General features: G+C 68.8%; 14 protein-coding genes and 2 tRNA genes. 4 read left to right on the top strand and 12 right to left on the bottom strand.

Going from position 1 to position 16,131, the window contains the following annotated elements; genetic code table 11:
• Positions 1-286: 286 nt before the first annotated feature.
• Both VF794_RS13030 and VF794_RS13025 read left to right on the top strand, forming a co-directional pair.
• Positions 287-1,180: a zinc metalloprotease HtpX gene (locus VF794_RS13030; protein ID WP_331110215.1), complete on the top strand. Its 894-nt coding sequence runs from the start codon at positions 287-289 to the stop codon at positions 1,178-1,180.
• Between the two features lie 29 nt (positions 1,181-1,209).
• Positions 1,210-2,196, top strand: coding sequence for a TerC family protein (locus VF794_RS13025; RefSeq protein ID WP_331110212.1), 987 nt, complete (start codon positions 1,210-1,212; stop codon positions 2,194-2,196).
• A gap of 55 nt (positions 2,197-2,251) precedes the next feature.
• Here the strand turns inward: VF794_RS13025 and VF794_RS13020 are convergent.
• The 7 genes from VF794_RS13020 to VF794_RS12990 form a co-directional block, all read right to left on the bottom strand.
• Positions 2,252-2,323: transfer RNA gene (locus VF794_RS13020), tRNA-Val, on the bottom strand.
• Between the two features lie 25 nt (positions 2,324-2,348).
• A tRNA-Val gene (locus tag VF794_RS13015) sits at positions 2,349-2,420 on the bottom strand.
• Positions 2,421-2,473: 53 nt separating this feature from the next.
• Entirely contained in the window at positions 2,474-2,752 is a 279-nt protein-coding gene (locus VF794_RS13010) for a hypothetical protein (protein WP_331110210.1), read from the bottom strand.
• A 25-nt stretch (positions 2,753-2,777) separates the two neighbouring features.
• On the bottom strand, positions 2,778-3,200 hold the full coding sequence (locus VF794_RS13005) for a hypothetical protein (RefSeq protein WP_331110208.1): 423 nt from the start codon (positions 3,198-3,200) through the stop codon (positions 2,778-2,780).
• A gap of 9 nt (positions 3,201-3,209) precedes the next feature.
• Positions 3,210-4,838 carry an Hsp70 family protein gene (locus tag VF794_RS13000; RefSeq protein ID WP_331110206.1) on the bottom strand — a complete coding sequence of 543 codons (1,629 nt, stop codon included), beginning with the start codon at positions 4,836-4,838 and terminating at the stop codon, positions 3,210-3,212.
• A 53-nt stretch (positions 4,839-4,891) separates the two neighbouring features.
• Positions 4,892-6,895 carry an ATP-dependent helicase gene (locus VF794_RS12995; protein ID WP_331110205.1) on the bottom strand — a complete coding sequence of 668 codons (2,004 nt, stop codon included), beginning with the start codon at positions 6,893-6,895 and terminating at the stop codon, positions 4,892-4,894.
• A gap of 9 nt (positions 6,896-6,904) precedes the next feature.
• On the bottom strand, positions 6,905-8,578 hold the full coding sequence (locus tag VF794_RS12990) for a HEAT repeat domain-containing protein (protein ID WP_331110203.1): 1,674 nt from the start codon (positions 8,576-8,578) through the stop codon (positions 6,905-6,907).
• A gap of 133 nt (positions 8,579-8,711) precedes the next feature.
• Between VF794_RS12990 and VF794_RS12985 the strand changes: the two genes are divergently transcribed.
• On the top strand, positions 8,712-9,470 hold the full coding sequence (locus VF794_RS12985; protein ID WP_331110201.1) for a CHAP domain-containing protein: 759 nt from the start codon (positions 8,712-8,714) through the stop codon (positions 9,468-9,470).
• A 55-nt stretch (positions 9,471-9,525) separates the two neighbouring features.
• Here the strand turns inward: VF794_RS12985 and VF794_RS12980 are convergent, their stop codons facing one another.
• From VF794_RS12980 to VF794_RS12960, 5 genes are all read right to left on the bottom strand, one after another.
• Entirely contained in the window at positions 9,526-9,882 is a 357-nt protein-coding gene (locus VF794_RS12980; protein ID WP_331110200.1) for an FHA domain-containing protein, read from the bottom strand.
• A gap of 160 nt (positions 9,883-10,042) precedes the next feature.
• Positions 10,043-11,227, bottom strand: coding sequence for a glycosyltransferase family 2 protein (locus VF794_RS12975; RefSeq protein WP_331110198.1), 1,185 nt, complete (start codon positions 11,225-11,227; stop codon positions 10,043-10,045).
• A gap of 185 nt (positions 11,228-11,412) precedes the next feature.
• Entirely contained in the window at positions 11,413-13,446 is a 2,034-nt protein-coding gene (locus VF794_RS12970; protein WP_331110196.1) for a zinc-ribbon domain-containing protein, read from the bottom strand.
• Between the two features lie 36 nt (positions 13,447-13,482).
• Positions 13,483-13,866, bottom strand: coding sequence for a ComEA family DNA-binding protein (locus VF794_RS12965; RefSeq protein ID WP_331110194.1), 384 nt, complete (start codon positions 13,864-13,866; stop codon positions 13,483-13,485).
• Between the two features lie 3 nt (positions 13,867-13,869).
• Positions 13,870-15,099 (bottom strand): aspartate kinase, encoded by a 1,230-nt coding sequence (locus VF794_RS12960; protein WP_331110192.1) that lies wholly within the window; start codon positions 15,097-15,099, stop codon positions 13,870-13,872.
• Positions 15,100-15,275: 176 nt separating this feature from the next.
• On the opposite strand from VF794_RS12960, the gene VF794_RS12955 reads away from it, so the two are divergent.
• The coding region (locus VF794_RS12955) for an HAL/PAL/TAL family ammonia-lyase (protein ID WP_331110190.1) at positions 15,276-16,131 on the top strand (856 nt) is incomplete at its 3' end.

Below are 16,131 nucleotides of genomic sequence, written 5' to 3'. Positions count from 1 at the left end.
CGATGGAGACGAAGAGGAAGGAGCCGCACAGGGCGGAGAGGAGTCGGTTTCGAATCATTTGGGCCTCCAAACAGGGGCCGACGATCCGTCATCCCTCCGAAGTGCTCCCTCCAGGCTCGCTCAACCGCTCTCCAGGAGCAGGAAGCGAGCGCCCCCCATCCTTCGGTTTTATCGAAGCTTCGTGTCCTGATTACCTATTTGCCTAACTATCGCCCAGCTCTTATTTCCAATGGCATCCGAAGCCCGGCGCGCATGGTGCGCGCTCGGGCCCATCGTGGACGGAGCCATGAAGAATCAGATCAAGACCATCCTGCTGCTCGGAGTCCTGTCCGCGGCGCTCATTGGTATCGGAGCCGTCCTGGGCAAGGGCTTCCTCTTTGGCGCGCTGGCGCTCTCGCTGGCGATGAACCTGGGCGCCTACTTCTTCTCGGACAAGCTGGTGTTGAAGATGCACGGGGCACAGGAGGTGAGCCCCCACGAGGCGCCCGGCCTGCACCGGATGGTGGAGGAGTTGGCGCAGCGGGCGAACATGCCCAAGCCGCGCGTCTTCATCATGCACGAGGCCCAGCCCAACGCCTTCGCCACCGGCCGCGACCCGGAGCACGGCGTGGTGGCGGTGACGGCGGGCATCCTCCAGGTGCTCGACGAGCGGGAGCTGCGCGGGGTGCTGGCGCACGAGCTCGCGCACATCAAGAACCGGGACATCCTGGTGTCCACCATCGCGGCGGCGGTGGCCACGGCGGTGACGTACCTGGCGCACGCGGTGGGCATGTTCGGCTCGATGTTCCTGGGCCGGGACGAGGACGAGGGTGACGAGGGCCTGTCACCCCTCCAGACGCTGGCGCTGGCGTTGGTGGCGCCCATCGCGGCCACGGTCATCCAGATGGGCATCTCCCGCTCGCGCGAGTACCTGGCGGATGAGACGGGCGGGGAGATCTCCGGAGACCCCGAGGCACTGGCGCGCGCACTCCAGAAGCTGGAGGCCGGGGCCATGGCGCTGCCGGTGGAGGGACGTCCGGCCACGGCGAGCCTGTTCATCGTGAGTCCCTTCGCGGGGATGCAGAACATCCTGTCGCTCTTCTCCACGCACCCGCGCACCGAGGAGCGCGTGCGCCGACTGCGGGAGCAGGCCGCGCGGATGCCCGCCCGGGGCTGGAGTGGTGGAGCCCTGTCCTTCTGACACCTTTCTAGGAAAGAGATCGAGAACCCATGGAAATGCAGAGCGTAGGCAGCCCCGCCCTCTGGGGGGGGTTCATCGTGTTCGTGCTGTTGATGCTGGGGTTGGATCTGGGGGTGTTCCACCGCAAGACGCACGAGGTGAAGTTCAAGGAGGCGCTGGCGTGGAGCGGCGTGTGGATCTCGCTCGCGCTGGTGTTCAACCTGGGCATCTGGTGGAAGTTCGGACCCACGCCGGGGATGCAGTTCCTCACCGGCTATCTCATCGAGAAGTCGCTGTCGGTCGACAACATCTTCGTCTTCGTCGTCATCTTCTCGGCGCTGAAGATTCCAGCGCTCTACCAGCACCGGGTGCTCTTCTGGGGCATCTTGAGCGCGCTGGTGCTTCGCGCGGGGATGATCTTCGCCGGCGTGGCGATGCTCGAGCGCTTCCACTGGCTCATCTACGTCTTCGGCGCGTTCCTCATCTTGACGGGCGTGAAGCTCTTCCTTCAGCGCAACAAGGAGGAGCACCCCGAGGACGGCGCCGCCATGAAGCTGGCGCGGCGGCTCATCCCCTCGACGAGCCGCTTCGAGGGGGACCGCTTCTTCACGGTGGAGAATGGCAAGAAGCTGGCCACTCCGCTGTTCATGTCCCTGGTGCTGGTGGAGCTGACGGACGTGCTGTTCGCGCTCGACTCCATCCCGGCCATCTTCGCGGTGACGACGGATCCGTTCCTCGTCTTCACCTCGAACATCTTCGCCATCCTGGGCCTGCGCTCGCTCTTCTTCGTGCTGGCGGGGGCGGTGGAGAAGTTCTCCTACCTGAAGGTGGGCCTGTCCGCGGTGCTGGTGTTCGTGGGCGCGAAGATGGCGCTGATCGACGTGGTGAAGGTGCCGCCGGCGCTCTCGCTGGGCGTCATCACCCTGCTGCTGGGCGGCTCCATCGTGGCCTCTCTGATGAAGGCGCGGGCCCAGGAGCGCAAGCAGGCGGGCGTGGCCGTACCCCCGGGTACCCGGCCGGCTCGGGCCGCCAAGTAGTGCCCCAAAAGCGAAAAGGCCGTGAGTCCCTGGGGACTCACGGCCTCTCGCTGTGTGGGCACACCAGGTTTCGAACCTGGGACCCCTGCCGTGTGAAGGCAGTGCTCTACCGCTGAGCTATGTGCCCTGCTGCCATCGGTTTCGTCGAAGAGTGGGCACACCAGGTTTCGAACCTGGGACCCCTGCCGTGTGAAGGCAGTGCTCTACCGCTGAGCTATGTGCCCTCGACGAAGCGACGGGTGGGTAAATGCCACCCGCTGGTGCCCCCTGTCAACGGCTATTCACGCGCGATTTCTTCCAGCTTTTCGTCCAGCTCGCGCAACCGCCGCTTGAGCCCCGAGAGCTTCTTGCCCAGGGCCTTGAAGTCGCTCTTGGGGGCGAAGCTCAGCGCCCGCATGAGCTCCTCCTGGCTCCGGTCCAGGGCCTGCTTGCCCCTCTGCACCGAGCCAAACGCCTGGGCGACGCTCATGGCCCGCTTCTCGTCGGCCAGGAGCTTCTCCATCGCCTTCTGCGAGGCCCCCAGTGCCTGCTTCTTCAGCTCGTCACGAATCCCCATGGTTGCCTGCCCCCCTCGGGCTCGCTCACTCGTCCACGTACTCTGTCTTCAGCTGGGCGAAGAGGCGATCCGCGATGCCCTTGAAGCGCAGCCGCTCGACGAGCTGCTGGATATCGCCCTTCACCGCGATGCGCCGTCGCAGCACCGCCTCCACTGGATCCAGGCTGCCCTGGAGCAGATGTTTCCACACGGAGTATGGCGCCCGCGCCAGGTAGGCCGGCTCGAACTCGTCCAGGTCGTCCGGGTCATCCAGCACGCGCAGCTTCTCGATGCGCGCGTCGCGTGGCACCACGTACGCCACGAAGGCCCGCGCCAGCTTGCCCGGCTCCGCGTCGACGATGACCCCGATGTCGCCCTGCCAGCCTTGGGCTGCCAGCTCGCGCTCGGGGTCCTCGTTCACCAGCCGAACCGCCTCCTCACACCACTCCTTCGACGGGAACCTGGCCATGCCGCCCTACTACCCCCTGCGGAAGATGCTCTTGATGCTGGAGAACAAGCCGCTGCCCTCATGATGGGAGGACGGGGTGGAGGCCGCCTGCTCGGCCTTCAGGGCCCTCTCCTCGGCCACGCGCGCCAGCTCCTTCTTGAGCAGCTCCGGCGTGTCCCGGGTGGCCAGCTCGATCTGCTTGGAACCACCCGGCTCCTCGACGATGACCTGGAGCAGGCACTCCTCGTTGAGCCGGAAGTCGATCTTCCGCCCCGCCGACTCGGCCGGTACCTTCAGCGTGCCCAGGTACTCGTTGTCCACCATCAGGTCGCTGTCGCCCTGGAAGATGTCCATCTCGATGAAGGGCGCGCCCGGATCCTTCGGAGGAGGCAGCCGGAAGCTCTTCACCAGCGGGATGAGCGAGTTCTTCTCGATGACGCGCTTCACGCGGCCGTTGGGCAGCGCGTAGCCGATGGGCATGGACACCGCGTCCAGCAGCGTCACCGCGTCGATGCTGCCCAGCGAGTCCGCCAGCAGCGCCGCGCCCAGGGCCACGCACTCGTCCGGGTGCACGCCCTTGCGCGGCGGCTTGCCGAAGTGCTCCTGGATGCGCTGCTGCACCAGTGGCATGCGGCTCTGCCCGCCCACCAGGATGATCTCGTCGATCTCCGAGCGGCTGATGCCCTTCTCCGCCAGCACCCGATCGCAGAGCTCGAACGTGCGGTCCACCAGATCCATCGTGAGCGCGTTGAGGTTCTCGCGCGTCAGGGGGATCCGCAGATCCAGCGGCTTGCCCTTGCGCTCCTCGATGTAGGGCAGGTCGATGACCACGTTGGGGATGAGCGTCAGGTCGATCTTCGCCGTCTCGGACGCATTCTTGATGCGCTGCATGGCGATGGGGCTCTGCGTGAGGTCGACCTTGGTCTCCTCCCAGAACTTGTCGAGGACGTAATCCATCACCCGGTTGTCGAAGTCGACGCCACCCAGGAAGGTGTCACCACCGGTGGCCAGCACCTCGAAGACGTTGCCCGTCAGGTGCAGCACCGAGACATCGAAGGTGCCACCGCCCAGGTCATAGACGAGGATCTTCTGATCCAACCCGCGGTTGAAGCCGTAGGCGAGCGCCGCCGCGGTGGGCTCGTTGACGATGCGCTTGACGTTGAAGCCGGCCAGCTTCCCGGCTTCCTTCACCGCCTGGCGCTGACTGTCCGTGTAGTACGCCGGCACGGAGATGACGGCCTCGTCGACGGGGCCACCCAGGAACTGCTCGGCGATCGTCTTGAGTTGCTTGAGGATGAAGCTGGACACCTCGGGCAGCGAGTACACGCGCCCGCCCAGCGTCACCGCCGCGTCCCCGTCCGTGCCCTCGACGATGTCGTACTTGAAGTAGCCCTTGAGTTCGTCGACGACCTTCGAGTGGTACTTGCGACCGATGAGGCGCTTGGTCCCGTAGAGCGTGTTCTTCGGGTTGGTGACCATCTGATCCTTGGCCACACCCCCCACCAGCAGATCTCCCTTGCCAGACAGCGCCACCACGGACGGCAGGATCAGGTTGCCGCGATCCGTGGGGACGATCTTCGGGATACGGTTCTTCACGGACGCGACCAGCGTGTTGGTCGTGCCTAGATCAATCCCGATGATGCGAGGTCTGTCCGCCATGTGGAGTGCTTGCCCGGCCCGAGGGGACCGTGCTCATCCCACTCTGTATCACGTCAGGAGTCACCTTGCGCGCTTCTCGTCTCCAGGATCAGCCGGGCATAGGGGGCTTCTTCAGCTACCGGTAGCTCCTCGATGAAACGGGAAAGCCGGAGGAGCGAGCGCTCGCCGTACTGGAGAACGGCGGAGATGGGATAGGTCAGCACCAGCTCATCACGTGCCCGGGTGGTGGCCACGTAGAAGAGCCGGCGCTCCTCCTCCTCCTCGTCCGGCGTGCGAGCCGCCCCATGCAGCGGGAAGCGGCCCTCGGCCAGGGAGATGACGAAAACCGCCCGCCACTCCAGCCCCTTGGCCTGGTGCACCGTGGAGAGCGTGAGGCACTCGTCCGGGGGCTCGCCGGTGGCCTCCCGGGTCGAGAACTCGGAGGCCAGCGCGATCTCCGACAGGAAGCGCGGCAGGCCCTCGAAGCGCCCGGCGAACTCGGCCAGCTGCCGGAGGTCGTCCTCGCGCCGCTCCTCTTCCGGGAACTCGGTGCGCAGGTACTCGCCGTAGCCGCCGGCCAGCACGTCCTGGATCATCTCCCCGAGGGTCATGTTTGACCCAGGCCGTGTGAGCCGCTCCAGGAGGAGGCGCAGCCGGTCGAAGCTCGCGGTCGCCTTCCGGGGCACCTCGGCACGGACGTCCGGCTGGCCCAGGGCCTCCACCAGGGACAGCTCCGGCGGCAGGGCACTCAGCACCTCCCAGAGGGACTCCGCCGTCGCCGGGCCGATGCCGGACACGAGCTTGAGGGTCCGCTTGAAGGCCAGCTCGTCGCGCGGGTTGCCCACCAGACGCAGGTGGGCGAGGACATCCTTCACATGGCTCTGCTCGAAGAAACGCACGCCCGAGCGCACCTGGAAGGGGATGCCCTGGCGGGTGAGCTCCAGTTGTAGCTCCAGCGATTGGCTGTGCGCGCGGTACAGCACCGCCATCTGCTCCAGGGGCAGGCCCTGCTCGCGCAGCTCGATCACGCGCCGGACCACGAAGGCGGCCTGTTGCGCCAGGTCCAAGGTGGGCACCAGCACCGGCACCGGCCCTGGCTCGCGCGAGGAGATGAGCACCTTGGGGAACTGGCGCGTGTTGAGCGAAATGGAGGCGTTGGCCAGTCGGAGGACCTCCGGGGTCGAGCGGTAGTTGCGGGTGAGCGGGTAGATGCCGCAGCCCGGGTAACGCTGGGGAAAGTCGATGATGTTGGTGAAGTCGGCGCCGCGGAAGCTGTAGATGGACTGGCAGTCGTCGCCCACCACGGTGAGGTTGCGGCGCTCGCCGACGAGCAGGTCCACCAGGTCACCCTGGAGCCGGTTGGTGTCCTGGTACTCGTCCACGAGAACGCAGCGGAAGCGCTCCACGAGCTCGGCGCGGTGGGTGGGGTGCTCGACGAGCAGCCGCTTGAGCAGCACCAGCAGGTCGTCGAAGTCCATCAGGTGCATGCGCGCCTTGCGCTCGGCGAAGCGGCGGGAGACGGCCAGCACCTCCTCGGCCAGCGGGAGGAGTGGAGGCCGGCGCTCCACCAGCACCTCGGCCACCGTCCGCTGGAGGTTGGCGGCCAGGGAGATGAGCTCCAACACCACCTCGGCCCTCGGGAAGCGCCGCTCCTTCGGCGGCTTGCGCTCGGCGATGCACGAGGCCATCAGGTCGCCCGCGTCCTCGCGATCCAGCACCGTGAAGTCGCGTGAGAAGCCGAGTACCCCCGCGTGCTGGCGCAGCAGCACGTGCGCCGCGTGGTGGAAGGTGCCGCCCAGGATCTTCCGCACGTCCGAGAAGGACCCGGCCAGCTCCTCCACCCGCCGCGTCATCTCCCGCGCGGCCTTGTTGGTGAAGGTGAGCAGCAGCACGCCCTCGGGAGGAATGCCCCGCTCCAGCAGCCTCGCCACCCGGAACGTCAGCGTGCGCGTCTTGCCCGAGCCCGCCCCCGCGATGACCAGCACCGGCCCCTCCCCCGCCTCCACCGCGAGCAACTGCTCCTCGTTGAGCAGCCGCTCATAGTCGATGCGCGGTAATGGGTCCGGGCGGGTGGCCATGGACACAGCCTACTTGAGCAGCGCCGCGGCCTCGGTACGGACCTCCGGGGAAGGATCCCTCTCGCGCGCCACCTGGAGCAGCAGCGGCGCCAGCTTCGGCAGCTTCGTGCCCACCGTCCGGAGCGCCTCGCGGCGCTGGGAGAGCGCGCTCTCCAGACGCTCGCGCACCGCGTCGTCTCCGCACGTGCGCGCCCCGGGCGTCCGCTCGCGCAGCAGCAGCTCCGCGTCCGCCAGCCGCGCCTCCGACAGCTTCAGTGCCTCCGCCGCCGTCACCGCGAAGCCGTCCAGATCCTCGGGGAACTCGGTGCTCACCTTCCGGGCCCGGGCGATCGCCTCCGACGCGAAGCGGGCGTTCCGCGCCGCCGCGCACAGCTGCCGCGCCGCCGCCAGCGGGACGCCTCCCTCGGGGGAGATCGACTCCTCGCGTGCCACCCTCAGCGCCCACAGCGAGAGCTGCCGCGCCGCCACCGCCGCCGAGAACGTCTGCCGCCGCTCCTCGCGCAGCTGCACCCAGCGCCGCAGCACCACCGGATCCGGATCCTCCGGCGCGAAGGCCCGCTGGTACTCGGTGGCCGCCTCGCCCATGCGCCCGGACATATCCAACAGTGCCGCCATGATCAGGTACAGCTCCGCGCTGTTCGCCTTCTCGCGCAGCGACTCCAGCCGCACCGCCACCTCGTACTCCGCCACCGGCCCGGGCAGCGCGCGCAGCACCGTCTGGAGGCTCTCCAGCGCCCGCTCCCTCACGAGCGGATTGCGCCCCGTACGGAACGCCTCCAGCAGGGGATCCACCGCGCGCACCGACACGTGCTGCCCCAGTTCCTCCGCCGCCTGCCACCGATCCATCGCGTCCGGCGCCACCAGCGCGTGCTTCAGGTCCTCAAGGCTCCGCAGGTAGTGCCCCACCTGCGCGGCCTGGGCCAGCGGCTCGGGGCTCTGGAGCGCCGAGCGCTCGGAGCGGATCCGGTTCAGGCGCGCCGGGAAATCCTTCAGCTTCGCGCCCAGCGGGTGCCCCGCCACGCGCGCCCGCGCCTCCTCCAGCAGCCCGGAGACGAGCAGCCCCTCCACCTCGAGCGCCAGCAGCTTCACCTTCGCCTGCTCGCGGTAGCGGCCCGCCGGGAAGTCCCGCAGGTACGCGAAGAGTTGCGTCGCCCCCGTCGTCTCCGCTCGCGTGAAGGTCTCGTCGTCCAGCCGCGACTCCACCTCCAGCCGCCGCGGATCATCCGGAGCCTCCTGGAGGTACGCCCGGAGCTGCTGGGTGTCCTTCGTCGTGGCCAGTTCCTTCAGCTCGGCCTCCTTCAGCAGCCGCTGCGCCTCGTCGCGCTGCGCCCCATCCGGATGGTCCTTGAGGAACTGGCGCAACGCCGCCGCCGTGCCCGCCTCCTTCGCCGCGTTGAAGCGCAGGCCCTCCAGCAGCGTCCGAGCCGCCCGCGCCTGTGGCACCTCCGGGTGCGCCTCCAGGAAGCGCTTGTAGGCCACCACCGTGTGAAGCTTCGAGGCCTCCTCGAACTCCAGCTCGGAGATGCGCACCTCCACCGCCTCCGCGTCATCCCCCTCGGGGTGCTCGCGCAGGAAGGCGCGGTACGCCTCCAGCGTGTCCGCCTCCTGGGCCCGCTGGTACGCCCGGGGCGCACCACAGCCGGTCAGCAGCAGCAGCAGGGAGAGGGTTCGAAACTTGCGCATTGGCCCAGAATTACCACCATGCCTCCGGGTGAAAAAACCGAGCTCCCGTGCCTGCCTGGCCGGGTAGGTTTTTTGACGACACCGTGGATCCGCCGGACCCTCTCTCGTGGACTCGCTCCAGGGAGGTGGCGTCATGAGGCTCGGTGTCCTGCTCGCGGCGGTGGTGGTGATGACCGGATGCGCCAGCGGCATGCCCCTCGGAGGGCGGATGCTGGGCTCCCACTCCCGGTACAGCCCGATGACTCCCCCCGCGGCGCCCCGGGCCCCGCTGACCGTTGTCGCCACTCCCGCCCCCTCGCCTGCTCCTCGTAAGCAGGTGCGCCCTTCCCCGCCTCCCGCCCGCCGAGAGGACGTGCTCACCGCCGCCCGAGGGCTCGTGGGTAGCAGCAAGGTGAAGCTCGCCGGGCGCTCCTGGCCGGATGACTGCACGGGCTTCATCGAGGGCGTGTACGCCAGGGCCGGCGTCTCGCTCCGGGGAGCGGGGGTGACGGGGGATAACGGTGTCACCGCTATCTACCGGTACGCGAGGAGCCATGGCCGCGTGTACACCCGGGGCCAGCCGAAGCCGGGAGACCTCGTGTTCTTCCGCGAGACGTATGACCGGAACCGCGATGGACGGCGCAACGACGGGCTCACCCACGTGGGGTTGGTGGACGGAATCGAGGACGATGGCACCGTCGTGGTCATCCACCGCGTGAAGCGCGGGGTGGTGCGCTACCGGATGAACCTCGCGAAGCCGGGCCTCCAGAGGGATCCACGCACCGGCGAGGTGCTCAACGACATGCTGAGAGTGCCCGGCGCGGGCAAGGCGCCCGTGCTCACCGGGCAGCTCTTCGCCGCGTTTGGGTCCGTGCTGCCCGAGCCCAGGCCCACGGCGGTGGCTCGGCGGTAGACCGTCGCCGGCCTACTCCTTCGCCGACGCGAAGCAAGCGCGCCTCCAGCGGTCTCTACGCGTGCAGGCGGAGCCACTGGAGCTGGAGGGCGTCCCCCAGCTTGAGCGAGTCCAGATCGTCCAACGTGGTCGTCTCGATTCGCGCCTCGTCCTGCCAGGTGCCGTTGGTGCTGGCGGTGTCGATGGCCCACAGCTCCTCGCCCATCTGGACCAGGAGCAGGTGCACGCGCGAGACATCGTTGAGCTCCGCCAGCGGGATTCCGCAGCGCTCGTAGCGGCCCAGCAACACGCCCTGCTCCAGGCGCTCGAGTGAGATGCGGTGCCTCTCCCGCTTCCGCGCCCCCACCAGTTGCAGTTCACCCCAGGCGTCCTCGGGTCCCTCGTGCTCGCCGAGCATCATCAGCGGGCCCACCCGGGTGATCTCCCGGTACGGCTGACCGTCCAGCCGCGGAGGCTCGGAGTGCTCGAGACGGACGGTCGGGGTGCGCCGGTCGATGAACTGGCGCGGAGGCAGCGCACTCCAGGCCTCCTCATGTCTCGGACAGGGGCCCAGTCTAACGCAACCCCCGAGGCTACGACGACGGGGCGCGCGCCGTACGGTCCCAGGCCGCGCGCTGGGTGTTGCGCAGGAATCGCCAGAAGCCCACCACGATGGCCAGGTTCATCGTCACGAAGTAGTAGGCCACCGACGCCACCCGCTTCGCCGTCCCGCTCAGCGCGCCCCTCTTCCCCAGGTACGCCAGCCCGTAGAACAGCACCTGCCCCACCAGCGTCAGCCGGTAGAAAATACTGTTCAGTAGGAAGAGGTTCGCCAACATCGCCAGGGCCATCAGCGCCGGCGCGCACCAGCGCAGCAGCTTGTGCGACCAGAAGGCGAACGCCGGAAACCCCGACAGCGGCGAGAGCAACCCCGGCACCATCCTCAGGCTCTGGAAGTTGCCCGCGGCGATGCGCGCCCTGCGGCCGAACTCCTTGCCGTAGTCCTCCGTCGTCTCCTCGTGCGCCACCGCCTCGGGCTCGTAGACGACCTTGTAGCCCTTCTCCAGGATGCGCAGCGGAATCACGAAGTCGTCGACGATCGTCGTCGGTGGCAGCGCCTCGAACAGCGAGCGGCGGATGGCGTACAGGCCCCCGTTGGCCCCCACCACCGCCCCGCGCTTGCCCTCGTAGAACTTGATGAGCGACTCATAGGTCCAGTACGTGCTCTCCTCGTACTCGGCCTTCGTCGGGTTGAAGAGCCGCAGCTGCCCGCACACCGCCCCCACCTCGGGGTTCTCGAAGTGGCGCACCAGCCGCTTCACCGCTTCCGGTTCGATCATCGTGTTCGCGTCCGACAGCAACACGATGTCGCCCTTCGCCACCGGAAGGCACCGGTTGAGCACGGACGTCTTCCCGCCGCGCGGCGCCGCCGACAGCCGCACCCGCTCGTCCGTGCACTGCCGCACCAGCTCGTCCGTCCCGTCCGAAGAGCCGTCCGAGCCGATCAGCACCTCGAAGCGCTCCGCCGGATAGTCCAGCGCCAGGCTGTTGCGCAGCTTCTCCTCGATGCAGCTCGCCTCGTTGTAGGCCGCCACCACCAGGCTCACCCGGGGAAGCTCGCTCGGCTGCTCGTCCCGGCGCCGGCTCACCCCCGAGCGCATGTAGCGCAGGTTGTGCAGCACCTGCGCCATCCCATCCAGGGCGAACAACACCACCGGGTACAGAAAGTACGTGTGTACCAGCAGCACCGCGGCACACCAGAACACCAGTTCCGCCATCACTCCTGCCTCCCCGCCCGTCGAATCGCGTTCACGCGAACCACTCGGGGGCAGGCGTCAAGCAAGAGGCATACCGGCCTCGGGGCCGGCGCCGGACCCCTCATCCCCCAGGGCGGGGCAGCGCGACTTCAAGGGAGGTGGGAACTTCTTTTCCTCCCCAGGGGACAGGAAGTGGACACCCCGGGTCAGGGCGAGGAAGCGGACTCGGAACCGGGCTCGGGGTTGAGCAGTTCCTGGGCATGCTCCTGGAGCTTCTGGGCCAGCTCGTGCTTGGGATTGAGGGTGAGCACGGTCTCCAGCAGCCCCAGCGCGAGGGTCGGCTCCCCACGCAGCAGGGCGATCCGCGCCTCCAGCACGTAGAGGCGCAGGAAGGTCTTGTCCTTCTCCCGCAGGCGCTCCAACGCCGTGGCGGCCTGGGAGATCTGATTGCGCGTGGTGGAGGCGTTGAGGACGTACTCGGCCATCGCCAGCGCGCTCCAGTCCTGCTGCTGCTGCTGGACGAGCATCACGGCCAGCGAGGGCGTCTCGCTACCACCCAGGGAGGCATTCAACATGGCCCGGGCCCGCAGGCGCGCCAGGGCGGGCTCCGTCTCCTCATGGGCGGGCATCACCGCGAGCTGCTTGGACACGTCCAGGGCCTCCTGCACGAGCTGCGCGGTGCGCGTCTCGAACGGCACCAGCTCGCGCTGCGCGGTGGCCACCTCCTCACGCATCGCGTTGACGCGGCTCTGCCAGTCCGCCGGGGTCTGGGCCTCGGAGAGACTGGTGATCCGCTCCTGGAGCCGCTTCACCTTCGCCTCGAGCGTGCTCTTCTGGACGCGCGTGTCGTCCAGGTGCAGGGCGAGCGCGATCGCCCGCTCCGCCTGGAGCTCCACGCTCAGCGGGTGCAGGCCCACCAGCGTCCGGAAGCGAGAGAGGGCCTCCTCCTTCGAGGTCGCGTCGTCACGCCGCAGCAGCACCCTCGCCTCTTCCTTGGCGACCAGCGCTTCTTGCGACACCGCGTTGGACTTCCCGCGCCAGGCTGGCGAGGTGAGGAACGCCGTCAGTGCGAGCACGACCACGATCCCGGCGATGAGCAGGCCCCGACTCCCAAGGCCCTTGTTGGGACGCGGCTCGTCCGAAGGGGTCGCCATCGGGTTGTCGAGCAGCTCCGGCGGCAACTCGAGCGGCTTGGACAGGGCCGGAGCCGGCGTCTGCGCCATCACTCCCGGCAACGACGGCAGCTCCTCGACGGGCACTTCCTCCGCCAGGAGAGCCCCGATCGGGCTGTTCGAGACGGCTACCTCGGGAGGAACGCTCAGCGGAGCCCCCAGGGAAGGCACCGGGCCCGCGAAGGGATTCGGCGGCGGGGCCGGCTGCTCGTCGGGGAGTTCGATGGGCGTCCCCGCCGCCACGCCCACCGAAGCGGGCATCGGGTTGAGCGCGGCCGGGGGAGCCTGGGGCTCGCTCCGGGGCATGAGGCCCGGAGGGTGCGCGGACGGGCCCGCCATCCTCAGCTCGGGAGCGCTGAACGGCGGGACCGGCTCGGGCGTTGGCGCCACGGCGGGGGCAGGAGCAGGGGTGGGGTCCGGCCGCGGCGCTTCCCCACTCCCCGGCTTCGACTCGAACTCGAAGTCCGGAAGGTCACCGAAGAGCTCCACCAGCGACACGGACGAGGGCCGCCCCGCCAGGGACGTGCCCTGGGCGGGCGCCGTGGAACCGAGGGGCGGCGTCGTCGACGCGGAGGGCGGCTTGTTGCCCGGCGGCACCGGCTGCGGCACCGCGCCGAACGCCTGTGTCGTCGTGGGCGCGGGGGCACCCGCCTGGGGCTTGGGCTGGGGATTGCTGGCGCCGGGCGGCGGCACCTGGGGCACCACGCCGAACAGCTGCGTCGTCATGGCCGACGGCGGCGTTGCCGCCGGAGCCGCCTTGGGCTTGTTGGCCGGGGCCTGCTGACCCGCACCAAAGAGCAACGTGGAGTTCGCGTTGGCCGCCGGCTTCGCCACGGGCTGCGCGGGCTTCGCCACGGGCTGGAGGGGCGCGATGGAGGGCACCGGGCTGATGGAGGGCACCGGGCCACCGAGGCCGAATACCTGGGTGGTCTGGGTGGTCGCCTGTGCCGGCGGAGCCGCGGTGAAGACACGGCTACAGCGGGTGCACTGCACCGGCACACCTCCGGGCGGAAGCAGCCGGGGGTCGAGCGCATACTGCATGGAGCACTGAGGGCAGGCGATCTGCACGGATGGTGCTTACCACACGCCTTGGGGGCGTGGCTCCTACCGTAGCTCTACTGTTGCCTGAAGGGACTCCAGCCGGGCGTCCCCCACCCCAGGCACGGACGCCACCTCGTCCCACGAGGCGAAGCGGCCCCGGGCCTCACGCGCCTGGATGAGGCGCCGGGCAAGCGAGCGCCCTACCCCTGGCACCCCCGCCAGCTCCCCCTCGGACACGTGGTTGAGGTCCAGTTTCCGCCCCAGCAGGAGCTGCTGAGCGGACGAGGGGGCCGCCCCGTCCCCACACACCGCCACCCCCTCCACCACACGCACCGCGCCAGGATCACAGTCCAGCGCGGGCGCGGAGCCCGGCCAGCGTCCACGAGCCAGCACGCCCAGGCCCAGGAGCCCGAGCGCGGCCACCGCGAGCGCCCCGGTACGGTTCACCGCTCAGCTCGCCGCGGGAGTCTTGTCCAGGCCGAACGCCGTGTGCAGCGCCCGGACGGCCAGCTCCGTGTACTTCGACTGGATGAGGCAGGAGACCTTGATCTCCGACGTGGAGATGAGCTGGATGTTGATGCCCTCGGCGGCGAGCACCTGGAACATCTTCGCCGCCACGCCCGAGTGGTTGCGCATGCCCACGCCCACGATGGAGACCTTGGCCACGTCGCCGTCCGTCTCCACGCCGCCCGCGTGGATGTCCCGGGTCACCCGCTCCACGACCTCCTTGGCCTTGCTCAAGTCCGTCTTGCCCACCGTGAAGGACAGGTCCGTGCGGCCGTCCCGGGAGGCGGTCTGCACGATCAGATCCACCACGATGTTCTGCGCGTCGAGCGCGCCGAAGATCTTCGCCGCCACGCCCGGCACATCCGGCACCCCGCTGATGGCGAGCTTCGCCTCGTTCTTGTCATAGGCGATACCGCTGACGATCACGTTCTCCATCGACTTGTCCTCTTCGCACACCAGCGTGCCGGGATCGTCCGTGAAGGAGGACTTCACCCAGAGTGGAACCTTGTACTTCATCGCGAACTCGACCGACCGGATCTGCAGGACCTTCGCGCCCACGCTGGCCAGGTCCAACATCTCCTCGTAGGAGATGCGGTCCAGCTTGCGCGCCGCGGGGCACACGTTCGGGTCGGTCGTATAGACGCCGTCCACGTCCGTGTAGATCTCACAGGCGTCGGCCTTGAGCGCCGCGGCCAGGGCCACCGCCGTGGTGTCCGAGCCGCCGCGCCCCAGCGTGGTGACGTTGCCCTGCTCGTCCTGGCCCTGGAAGCCGGCCACCACCACGATGTGCTTCTGTTTGAGCAGCTCGACGATGCGCTCGGCGTCGATGCGTTTGATGCGCGCCTTGGAGAAGACGTTGTCGGTGACGATCTGCACCTGGTGACCGAGGAAGCTGGTCGCCTGACCGCCCTGCGCCTGGATGGCCATGGCGACGAGGCCGATGGATACCTGCTCGCCGGTGGCCACCACCACATCCTGCTCACGCTCACTCGGTCGGTCGGTGATCTGGGAGACGAGCTTCAACAGGCGGTTGGTCTCTCCGGACATGGCGGAGACCACCACCACCACGTCATGCCCGGCGGCCTGGGCCGCGATGCAGCGGCGGGCCACGTTCTTCATCCGCTCGGTGTCTCCGACCGAAGTGCCGCCGTACTTCTGGACGATCAATGCCACGTTGGCTGGTTCCTCCTGGAACGGCGCGTCAAGGTAGTGAGGTGTCATCCTGCTGTCAAAAGCTGCCGGAAGCCCGGGGAGCGGACGGGCTGCGGAGGATCGCCTGTTGAGGTATGAGGGTGAGCGCCCTCGCTCTACGCTCTATAGGAGCGTGACCGCTGCATTCGGAGCCATACATGTACCGCCCCCGCCTTCTGATCGATGGTGAAACCCTCCGGCTGGAGGAGATCCTCCAGGTCGCCCGTAACGAGGCGATCGTGCAGCTGTCCCCCGAGGCCGAGGACTGCGTCCGGGCCTCGCGCGAGCTGGTGGACCGCGTCGCCGCCGGGGATGAGCCCGCCTACGGCATCAACACCGGCTTCGGCACCCTGGCCGAGGTGCGCATCGACAAGAAGGACCTGCGCGAGCTTCAGCGCAACCTCATCCTCTCGCACGCGGCTGGCGTGGGCACGCCCATGGCCATTCCCGAGGCCCGCGCGCTGCTGCTGCTGCGCTGCAACGTCCTGGCGAAGGGCTTCTCCGGCATCCGCCTGGAGACGCTCCAGCTGGCGCTGGACATGCTGAACAAGGACGTGGTGCCGGTGGTGCCCGAGCGCGGCAGCGTGGGCGCCTCGGGAGACCTGGCGCCGCTGGCGCACCTGGCGCTCGTCTTCATCGGCGAGGGCGAGGCCTTCTACCAGGGCCAGCGGATGCCGGCCCGGAATGCGCTGGAGCGCGCCGGGCTGAGGCCGGTGGTGCTGGAGGCCAAGGAGGGCCTGGCGCTCGTCAACGGCACCCAGGCCATGTGCGCCGTGGGCACCCTGCTCCAGCTGCGCGCCGAGATGCTCGCCAACCTGGCGGACCTCGCCGGCTCGATGACGCTGGAGGGCCTGCTGGGCAGCCACAAGCCCTTCATCCCGGAGATCCAGGACGTGCGCCCCCACGAGGGCCAGAAGGCCTGCGCCGCCCACCTGCGCCGGCTGCTCGCGGGCAGTGATCTGGTGGAGACGCACATCAACTGCCGCAAGGTGCAGGACCCCTACTCGCTGCGCT

The organism is Archangium sp. (assembly GCF_036389735.1).
In the GTDB taxonomy this organism is placed as follows: Bacteria; Myxococcota; Myxococcia; order Myxococcales; family Myxococcaceae; genus Archangium.
The sequence above is the reverse complement of the archived record's forward strand: the minus strand, read 5'-3'. Positions and strand labels throughout refer to the sequence as shown.

Excerpts from the sequence above, each read along its gene's own strand:
- VF794_RS13005 (WP_331110208.1), bottom strand. The coding sequence starts at position 3,200 with ATGGCCAGGTTCCCGTCGAAGGAGTGGTGTGAGGAGGCGGTTCGGCTG.
- VF794_RS13010 (WP_331110210.1), bottom strand. The coding sequence starts at position 2,752 with ATGGGGATTCGTGACGAGCTGAAGAAGCAGGCACTGGGGGCCTCGCAG.
- VF794_RS13000 (WP_331110206.1), bottom strand. The coding sequence starts at position 4,838 with ATGGCGGACAGACCTCGCATCATCGGGATTGATCTAGGCACGACCAAC.
- VF794_RS12990 (WP_331110203.1), bottom strand. The coding sequence starts at position 8,578 with ATGCGCAAGTTTCGAACCCTCTCCCTGCTGCTGCTGCTGACCGGCTGT.
- VF794_RS13030 (WP_331110215.1), top strand. The coding sequence starts at position 287 with ATGAAGAATCAGATCAAGACCATCCTGCTGCTCGGAGTCCTGTCCGCG.
- VF794_RS12985 (WP_331110201.1), top strand. The coding sequence starts at position 8,712 with ATGAGGCTCGGTGTCCTGCTCGCGGCGGTGGTGGTGATGACCGGATGC.
- VF794_RS12975 (WP_331110198.1), bottom strand. The coding sequence starts at position 11,227 with ATGGCGGAACTGGTGTTCTGGTGTGCCGCGGTGCTGCTGGTACACACG.
- VF794_RS12995 (WP_331110205.1), bottom strand. The coding sequence starts at position 6,895 with ATGGCCACCCGCCCGGACCCATTACCGCGCATCGACTATGAGCGGCTG.
- VF794_RS13025 (WP_331110212.1), top strand. The coding sequence starts at position 1,210 with ATGGAAATGCAGAGCGTAGGCAGCCCCGCCCTCTGGGGGGGGTTCATC.